7 protein-coding genes are annotated in these 8,731 nt (G+C 61.9%); 3 read left to right on the plus strand and 4 right to left on the minus strand.

All coding sequences use genetic code 11. The features are described from left to right. Window positions 1-252: 252 nt before the first annotated feature. Complete coding sequence (locus tag DBR46_RS30015) at window positions 253-1,362, minus strand: AbrB family transcriptional regulator (protein WP_256659428.1); 1,110 nt, start codon at window positions 1,360-1,362, stop codon at window positions 253-255. Between the two features lie 107 nt (window positions 1,363-1,469). On the opposite strand from DBR46_RS30015, the gene DBR46_RS30020 reads away from it, so the two are divergent. Next, entirely contained in the window at window positions 1,470-2,369 is a 900-nt protein-coding gene (locus DBR46_RS30020; protein ID WP_124530050.1) for a LysR family transcriptional regulator, read from the plus strand. A 5-nt stretch (window positions 2,370-2,374) separates the two neighbouring features. Here the strand turns inward: DBR46_RS30020 and DBR46_RS30025 are convergent, their stop codons facing one another. The 3 genes from DBR46_RS30025 to DBR46_RS30035 form a co-directional block, all read right to left on the minus strand. Continuing rightward, entirely contained in the window at window positions 2,375-2,704 is a 330-nt protein-coding gene (locus DBR46_RS30025) for a hypothetical protein (protein WP_026136677.1), read from the minus strand. Between the two features lie 80 nt (window positions 2,705-2,784). Further along, window positions 2,785-5,283, minus strand: coding sequence for a TonB-dependent siderophore receptor (locus DBR46_RS30030; protein ID WP_124530052.1), 2,499 nt, complete (start codon window positions 5,281-5,283; stop codon window positions 2,785-2,787). A gap of 96 nt (window positions 5,284-5,379) precedes the next feature. Beyond that, entirely contained in the window at window positions 5,380-5,817 is a 438-nt protein-coding gene (locus DBR46_RS30035) for a DUF3995 domain-containing protein (RefSeq protein WP_124530054.1), read from the minus strand. Window positions 5,818-5,910: 93 nt separating this feature from the next. Here DBR46_RS30035 and DBR46_RS30040 point away from each other — a divergent pair, with 93 nt between their 5' ends. Together DBR46_RS30040 and DBR46_RS30045 are read left to right on the plus strand one after the other, a co-directional pair. Next, on the plus strand, window positions 5,911-6,300 hold the full coding sequence (locus DBR46_RS30040) for a DUF2946 domain-containing protein (RefSeq protein ID WP_124530056.1): 390 nt from the start codon (window positions 5,911-5,913) through the stop codon (window positions 6,298-6,300). Between the two features lie 95 nt (window positions 6,301-6,395). Beyond that, window positions 6,396-8,522, plus strand: coding sequence for a TonB-dependent siderophore receptor (locus DBR46_RS30045; RefSeq protein WP_124530058.1), 2,127 nt, complete (start codon window positions 6,396-6,398; stop codon window positions 8,520-8,522). The last annotated feature ends 209 nt before the right edge of the window (window positions 8,523-8,731 follow it).

Raw genomic sequence — 8,731 nt, forward strand, 5'->3', positions numbered from 1 at the left:
GTGCCGAGTGGTGGGGCGAAGCGTTTTTGGTTACTTTTGGCGCTCTTCCAAAAGTGACCCGCCGTAAGGGCGGAACCAATATCAGCCGTTACCCAAATAACGGATATGTACTCCGACCAAAAAGCCTCAGCGCCCAACACATAGCTATCGCAGGCAAGCCAGCTCCCACATTAGGCCGGCGTACACCCGATAAGACTTGGTCGCATGATAGGTCGCCTTCGCGAGCAAGCCCGCTCCCACAGTTGAACCGGTTTACATCCGGTTAGACTCGGTCGCAGGACTGTCCGTCACGGGAGCAAGCTCCCTCGCCACAGGTCCAGCAGTAATGCTCACCACGCCTATCCAAGAACAGCTCAACAGCCGATACAACGGCAAGCACGCCGCCTGGATCAGCAGCATGCGCATCACCTGCATCGCCGTCACCAACGTCACGGCCAGCCCCAAGGCCTCGGCAGTCAGGCTCATCTCTGGCGCGCTGCCGGGCATCATGCCCAGGGCCAGCGACAGCCACGGCATGCCCAGCCACGTCCCCAGCGCCCAGGCCGCCAGCGCCGTGGCGATCACCGAGCCGCTCAGCAGCACCAGCACCTTGACGAGAAAACCCGGGGCGCTCCGAAAAAAACTGCGCTCAAACGCAGCGCCCAATGCACAGCCGATCAGCAACTGGCCGGCGCCACTGAGCCAGCCAGGCATACTCATCGACAAGTTGTTGCAGGCGACGCCCACGGCGCAAATCAGGAACGGGCCGAAGGTCCAGGGATTGGGCAGGTTGCAGCGTTTGAACCCCATCGCCGCCAGCAGGCTGATGCCCAGGATAAAGATCAGCCAGGGCCAGATCACCGGCAACGGCGTGGGGGCAGCGGTATGCGCCAAACCAAAGGCCGCGACCGCAGGCACTGCCAGCAGGATCAACAACAGGCGCAGGCTGTGGGCGGCTGCAATCAAACCGGGGTCGGCTTGGCGCTGCCGGCCCAGGTGAACCATCTCCGTGGAGTTCGCCGGCATCAGCGCAAAAAACGCCGTGCCAAAGACCACGCCCCAGCGGTGCAGCAACCACACCGAGCCCAATGCCAGCACCAGCGTCAGCAGCACCGCCGTGACAATCAGCCCGAGGTGCGCGACCACTTGTTGCATCACCGGCAAGGTGAAGTGGCAGCCAATGGCCACGGCGACAATCAACTGCCCGGCTTCACGCCCATGGGGAATTTGCGGAACCATCGCCCCGCTACACCGGCTGATCAGCACCGCCAGCAACGAACCGATGACCCAAGGCAACGGCCAACCGGCCCACTGCGCAAGGCCGCCGCCCAAGGCGCCGACAATCAGGGTTACAAGCCAATAGTGGCGAAGGTTGAGGGTCATGATGAAGTCCGGCATGGAGAAGAGTGCCGACAGGTTATAGACTGGCTGGCATCACAAAAAATATCCATTTGTGAAGAAACCCATCACTCTTTGTTATGCGAGCCCTCGTGAACCTCAAAGCCCTGGAGTACTGCGTCGAAATCGCCCGCCAAGGCAGCTTTACCAAGGCCGCGCAGGCCCTGCATGTGGCGCAGCCGGCGCTGAGCATGGCGGTCAGCCGCCTGGAAGATGAGCTGGGCGTGGCCTTGTTCAATCGCGCCACGCGGCAGATCAGCGTCACCGCCGAAGGCCAGTTGTTCCTCGCCCGCGCCGAAGCCTGCCTGCAAGGGTTGGCGGGTGCCCGTCGTGAATTGCAGGACCTGACGCACTTGCACAGCGGCGAAATCCGCGTCGGCATCCCGCCGATGTACGGCATCCGGCATATTCCCGAGTTGCTGATGCAGTTCCGCGCGCACTACCCCGGCATTGCCATGCACGTGGTGGAAGGCAGTGCCGATGACATCAGCGCGCGCCTGGCAACACGGGATATTGATGTGGCGCTGCTGGAGTCGCGGCGCGTCGATCCCGACTGGCAGTCAGTGTTGCTCGGCAGCGATGAGATGGTGTTGTGCATGCATGAGCAGCACCCGTTGGCGACCGCAGCCTCGGTCGCCGCAGAACGCTTGCAGGGCGAGCCGATGCTGGTGTTCGACAACACCTTCCTGCAACGCCACCTGTTGGATGCGTTTTGCAGCAACGCCCGGGTGCGCTTCAACATCGCCCTGGAAAGCAACTTCGTGCCGCTGGTGATTGCCGCCACGCGCAGTGGCATGGGGCTTTCCACCCTGCTGCGTTCAGTGCAGGAACAGGAGCCCGGATTGGCCGGAGTGTCTTTCGAACCTGCGCAGTTCATGCACTTCAACCTGTGTTGGCGGGGCAGCGAATACCTGTCCCAGGCCAATCGGCGGTTTATTGAAACGGCGAAGGTGTATTTCCAGGAAGACGCCAGCTCACCGCTGTCGCAATGAACCGGCTATTTGCGCGCCACTTTGTAGCGCACACAGTCCTGGTAAAAGCTCTGGCGGATCGCTTCGGGCTTGAGCCGGGAGCGACTGTCATAGGTCTGCTCGGTGATGCCCATGGCCATCATGCGCATCCACGACTTGTTGAACTTGATGGTCTGGATCTTCTGCCGAGCGGCATACAACGACACCCCCGACAGCTTCAATTCCTGGGCCCTGGCAGCCGTGCCCGCGCCCCAACTGCACATGTACTTGTCACCCTCGCGCAGTTCCCGTGCCTGCACGGCAGCCGCGCCGCCTGCCAATGAGCAGGCGATCAGCATGATTCCAACAGTGCGCATTAACATCCCCGACTAACCGACTGAAAATAAAAGCGATTCTGCCGAGGATTTTGTTACAAAGGGGCCATTAAAGTGCCTTATCACCACTGATAGGTGGCACTCGCTTGTACCGTGCGCTGTGAGCCATACCAGCACCACGAGTAGGAATAGCACGATGCGACGTACTCTTTATTCGCCAGGTTGGTGGCGTTGAGGGCCAGGCGCAGGTTGTCCTTGAGGCTGGTGATGTTCGGGATGTCGTAGTGCACCGCCGCGTCGAACAAGGTGTAGCCCGGCACTTTCAGGGTGTTGGCCGTGTCGCCCCAGGACGAGCCGACATAACGCGCACCGGCGCCGGCACCGAAGCCCTTGAGGTGGCCATCATGGAAGGTGTAATCCGCCCAGGCCGACGCCGTGTGGCGAGGCACTGCGTAGGTGGTGGTGCCTTCGGCGGCGATGGCCGGGCCTACGCCGATGTCGCTGATGGGCGCATAGCGCACGGTGCTGTTGGACTTGCTGATGCGGTTGTCCAGGTAAGCGTAAGCCGCGGTGATATCCAGGTTATCGTTGAGGCTGGCCTTGCCTTCCAGTTCAAAGCCACGGGACTGCACTTCGCCATCCTGGCTCTGGCAACGGCCGGTACCGCACAGGTGGGTGGGATCTGGATCGGTGGTCAGCACATTGCTCTGGCGCAGGTCGAAAATGGCCGCGGTGATAAAGCTGTTGCTGCCCGGTGGCTGGTACTTGATACCGATTTCATACTGCTTGCCTTCGGTCGGCTTGAACACCGAGCCACCGTAGCCGGTACCCGACTGCGGGTTGAACGACTCCGAGTAGCTGGCATACGGCGCCAGGCCGTTATCAAACAGATAGACCAGGCCGATACGGCCGGTAAAGGCCTTGCTGTCCAGGGAGGACTTGCTCTTGGCGCCGGTGCTGAGGGTCTGGGTGCTGTTATCGGTGCTGGCCCAGTCATAGCGACCGCCCAGCAGCAGCACCCACTTGTCCCACTTCATCTGTTCTTGCAGGTACACGCCGGTCTGTTCGCTGCGCGACGTGCCGTCGGTGGTGTATGCCGGCACCGGCACAGCCGAGCCGTACACCGGGTTGAAAATATCCAGGGTCGGCCCGGCGGTGTAAACGCCGGATCCGGACTTGGTGTCGGTGCTGGTGTTCTGGTAGTCGAGACCCATCAACAAGGTGTGCTGCAACGGGCCGGTATCAAACTTGGCCTGCAGCTGGTTGTCGAGGGTGTAGGCGTCCATGTTCACATCGCTGGCGATGGTCGAACGGCGGATGGTGCGGTAGTCCGTCATCAGGTAGTTGCTGTAGAGGCTGCGGTACTGGCCTTCGCTGCGCAGGTAGCGGGCATTCTGGCGCACGGTCCACACGTCGTTGAAGCGGTGTTCGAAGGCGTAACCGATGGAGTAGTACTCGCGGTCACTCTTCTCGAAGTTCTTCTCGCCATCATAGAACCCCACATCGATATCGTGCCCGGTCGGGCTGTGCAGCACCGAGCCCCACGCCGGCACCGAGCCGTAGGACGCGCCCTTGGGGTCCTTCTGGAAGTGCCCGAGCAGGGTCAGCGACGTATCGTCATCCGGGCGCCAGGTGAAGGCGCTGGATAACGCCTGGCGGCGGGTTTCGGTGTGATCCACCTGCCCATCGGCATCGTCGAAAAGCCCGGCCACGCGGTAGGAATACACGCCCTGATCATCAATCGGGCCACTCAGGTCAAAGGTCGTACGCTTCTTGTCGAAGGTGCCGTACTCCACGCCCACCTCATGAAACGGCGTGTCCAGCGGGCGCTTGCTGACCATGTTGATCACGCCGCTGGGCGTGCCCTGCCCGTACAGCACCGAGGCCGGGCCACGCAGAACTTCGACACGTTCCAGGTCAAAGGCATCTTTTTGCGGCAACGCGTCGCGGCTTGATGGCATACGCAGGCCATCGAGGTAAGTGGCGGGCGAAAAACCGCGGATGGTCAACTGGTCGAGACGCGAAGCGGTGGCGCCGCGGGTTTCCGGGACCACGGCCGCGCTGTAGCGCAGGATCTGGTTGAGGCTCTCGGCGTTCTGCGCGCGCATCTGGTCTTTGGTGACGATGGAGATCGACTGCGGGGTCTCGATGATCGGCGTGTCGATCTTGGTGCCTGACAGGCTGCGGGTGGCCACGTAACCGGCCACGGGTCCAGTCGGGCTTTCGCTGTGGTAGGCGCCGCTGATGGTGGTGGCCTGCAATTCCATGGCCGCGCCGTTATCCGGGATGGCTTCGAGGCGATAGCGGTCGGCGGAGATCTTTAGCGCTTGCAGGCCGCTGCCGGCGAGCAACTGGGTCAATGCCACATCGGTGTCGTACTGCCCGCTCAAGCCGTTGCTGTGTTTGCCGCGAGTGAGGCCGGCATCGAATGCCAGCACCAGGCCAGCCTGCTCGGCGAGGCTATTGAGGGCCTGGCTCAAATCGCCAGCGGGAATCGAGAAACCGCGCACGGTGCTGGGGGTCTCGGCGGCGTAAACGGGCGGAGTATTCAGCAACGGCACAGCAGCAAAAGCCATCGCCACTGACAGGGCCAGTGGGTGCAAGGGACGGGCAAGCGACATGGGAAGTCCTGGGTAATAGAGGTTCTATTAACCATGACGGGCAGCTCGGAAGATCGGGCAAGGATGAGAGCGATTTTTATTTGCGCCGGTGTGTTTTCAGCCCCACGCTACTACCAACAACCCCACCCCCAACACCAGGCACAACGGCGAATAGAAATACGTATCCAGCCGAGCAAACCGCGACCCGCCGACCTTCTTGAAAAAGCCCACCAGCTCCGAATCGCCAATCGCCCGGGCAAACATGACCAGGGCTATCGCGCTGATCCCCCACTGCAACGCGCCATGGGACACTGCCGAGAAGTACAACCCCGCACGCAGACACACGAGCAATGCAATCGCCACCAAGCCCATCGCCACCAGCAACGTCCCCAGCGCCGAAGGCTTGAACGCCGGCCTTGGCCCACGGGCAAATTCGCCGGGCAATTGGGGGATGGCGGCGAGGCTGCCGAGCTTGCCACCGGCAGCCCAGTAAAGGTGGACCATGCTGATGCAGGTAAACACTCCAACGATCCATCGCGCAATGACAAAGCTCATGGCTGGCTCTCCCTGGAAAAGTCCGAAAGAGGATAGTCGCCTTGAGTTTTTTTGCAGGCATTTCGTCGGCGGCTGATGGTAAAGTGCCGCCCCATGAAATTCGCCCGCACCGATCGCTCACTCATTGCCTGGATGCTCTACTGCTGCGTCCTGTTCAATGTGTTCGCCTGCAGCATCGGTCACGGGCAGATGGTCGGCATGCAGCTCAACGGCATCGGCGGCCAGTTCTGTACGGTGGACCCGCGCACCCAGGCGCCCGCCCCTGCCAACTCCACCGACGAGAGCCTGCCGACCCTGGCCAAGGCGTTCGGTTGCCCGCTGTGCTCCAGCGGCGGCATGGGCCCGGCCCTCAGTTCCAGCCTGAATGTGGCGGTAGTGCCCCAACCCCATGCGCCACCACCCGCCGTGGTGCTGGCCGCTGACATCCCTGCCCGTTTTACCTGGCCCACGGCTCACCCACGCGCGCCACCTGCTGTCGCCTGATCCCTTCGCTGTCTGATCTGCACTGAGCACCGCATCCCCAAGGGCGTGCGTGCGGCTGTGCGTTGTTTTCAAGCCAAGTTTTTCAGGATTCAACCATGAAACATTTACCCCTGTTGGCGGGCCTGTTCGGCTGCCTGCCTGTCTGCGCCTGGGCCTTAGAGCTGGCGCCCACCACCATCGATGGCGAGCAAAGCGCCGAACCCGGCCTGACGCTGGATCAATCCAGCGGCATGGCCTCACGGCTTGGGCTGAGCGTGCGGGAAACCCCGGCATCGGTGGCCATCGCCAACCGCAACGATATCGAACGCCACGGCGCCAAGACCTTCCGCGATGCGGCCAACACCCTGCCCGGCGTCAATGCCAGCGCGCCACCTGGGTTTGGCGGGTTCGTGTCTTATCGTGGCTTTACCAGCAGCCAGATCACCCAGATGTTCAACGGCATCAACGTCGCGACCGGCCTGGCCCGCCCGGTGGACGCCTGGATCTACGACCGCGTGGAATTGGTGGGCGGCCCCTCCTCCCTGATCAACGGTGCCGGCTCCGTGGGCGGTTCGCTCAACTACGTGACCAAGCTCGCCGGCCGCGAAGAACAAGCTGCGCAAGGTCAGCTCAGCTATGGCAGCTACGACACCACCGGCATCGCCTTCGGCCTCAACCACGCCCTCACCGAGCCGGGCGCCGAGGTGCAGCACTACGCGCGCCTGGATGTGAGCCGCAACACCAACCACAGCTATATCGAGCGCGATCAACGCGAGGCCTGGAGCCTGGCGTTTTCCCTGCTCAGCGACCTCACGCCAAACCTGTCCCACACCCTGGCCCTGGAATACCAGGATGAACATGAGGACAGCCCTTACTGGGGCACCCCGGTGCTCAATCCCAAGGCCGGCGAGCTGAAGATCGATCGGCACAACCGCTTCAACAACTACAACGTTGCCGATGGCCGTTATGAGCAGCGCACCCTGTGGGCGCGGTCAATCATCGACTACCGGATCAACGACAGCACCACGTTGAAAAACACCCTCTATCACCTCGACAGCCAGCGCGACTACCGCAACCTGGAGACCTACCAGTACAACGCCGACAACAGCGCCGTAAACCGCTCGACCGCGTATCAGGTGCGCCATCAGGGCGAGCAGAATGGCAACCAGTTCGAGCTGCGCCACGACGCCAGCGTCTTTGGCCTGGCGACCACCTGGTCCGGCGGCTTCGAATACAAAATCAACAGCACCACCAGCAGCCCATTGCGTGCAGCGGGGAACAGCGCGGTTGACCCTAACCACTTCGACCCGGGGCATTTCTACGCCATCCCGGGTACGAAACCCGGCTTTATCAAGGACAAGACCAACGAGGTCACCACCCGGGCCCTGTTCGTGGAAAATCGCCTGGGCCTCACCGACAAACTGTCGCTGTTGACCGGCCTGCGTTATGACGCCATCGACCTGGATGTCACCAACCACAACACGGTGACCGCCACCAACCCGCGACACTTCAAACGTCGTTGGGAGCCATTGACCGGACGCGTCGGCCTGACCTACCAGTTCATCCCCTCGGCAAATGTCTATGTGCAATACAGCACCGCCGCCGAGCAGCCGACAACCACGACCCAGGTGTTCGACGTGTCTACCGGCAAGCAGTGGGAAGTGGGCAGCAAGTTCGATTACCTGGACGGCCGTGGCTCGGCCACCGTTGCCGCCTACCGGATCGAGCGCAAGGACTTTGCCGTCACCGACCCACTGGACCCGACCAGCAGCATTCCCGTCGGCGCACAGACATCCCGCGGCATCGAGTTGGCCAGCTCATTGCGCATCACCCCACGGTTGCTGGCCGAAGGCAACTTCGCCTGGGTGGACGCCGAATACGACGAATTCAACGAGAAGATCGCCAGCGGCGCCGTGGTGTCACGCAAGGGCAACACCCCGACCAACGTACCGAAGCGCGTGGGCAACCTGTGGCTGACGTATGACTTCGCCGCGGACTGGCAAGGCGGTGTGGATGCGCGCTATGTGGCGCAGGTGTATGCGGATAACGCCAACACCCTGACCGTGCCGGCGTACACGTTGTTCGGCACGTTCCTGCGCTACAAGGTGGATCAACACACCTCGGTAACGGGTCGAGTGCGCAACCTGACGAATGAGGTGTATGCCGAGTTTGCGCATGTGTCGCCGGCTTACTACCTGGGATCGCCGAGAACGTTCGAACTGGCCGTACAAACCAAGTTCTAGACCTGATGTGGGAGCTGGCTTGCCTGCGATGCAGACAACTCGGTACATCAGGCACACCCAGTTGATGCCATCGCAGGCAAGCCAGCTCCCACAGGGGAACACGCCAGCTCCAAAAAACCGGTCGGCTACTAGGCCGCCGCGCTTTGCTTTTGATCTTAGGCGCCCCGTTAAACACGCTGGCCGTAATCCGATATGGATTTGGGGGGTAA

Source organism: Pseudomonas sp. KBW05, assembly GCF_003852405.1.
Taxonomy (GTDB): domain Bacteria; phylum Pseudomonadota; class Gammaproteobacteria; order Pseudomonadales; family Pseudomonadaceae; genus Aquipseudomonas.

Excerpts from the sequence above, each read along its gene's own strand:
- DBR46_RS30040 (WP_124530056.1), top strand. The coding sequence starts at position 5,911 with ATGAAATTCGCCCGCACCGATCGCTCACTCATTGCCTGGATGCTCTAC.
- DBR46_RS30045 (WP_124530058.1), top strand. The coding sequence starts at position 6,396 with ATGAAACATTTACCCCTGTTGGCGGGCCTGTTCGGCTGCCTGCCTGTC.
- DBR46_RS30030 (WP_124530052.1), bottom strand. The coding sequence starts at position 5,283 with ATGTCGCTTGCCCGTCCCTTGCACCCACTGGCCCTGTCAGTGGCGATG.
- DBR46_RS30015 (WP_256659428.1), bottom strand. The coding sequence starts at position 1,362 with ATGACCCTCAACCTTCGCCACTATTGGCTTGTAACCCTGATTGTCGGC.
- DBR46_RS30025 (WP_026136677.1), bottom strand. The coding sequence starts at position 2,704 with ATGCGCACTGTTGGAATCATGCTGATCGCCTGCTCATTGGCAGGCGGC.
- DBR46_RS30035 (WP_124530054.1), bottom strand. The coding sequence starts at position 5,817 with ATGAGCTTTGTCATTGCGCGATGGATCGTTGGAGTGTTTACCTGCATC.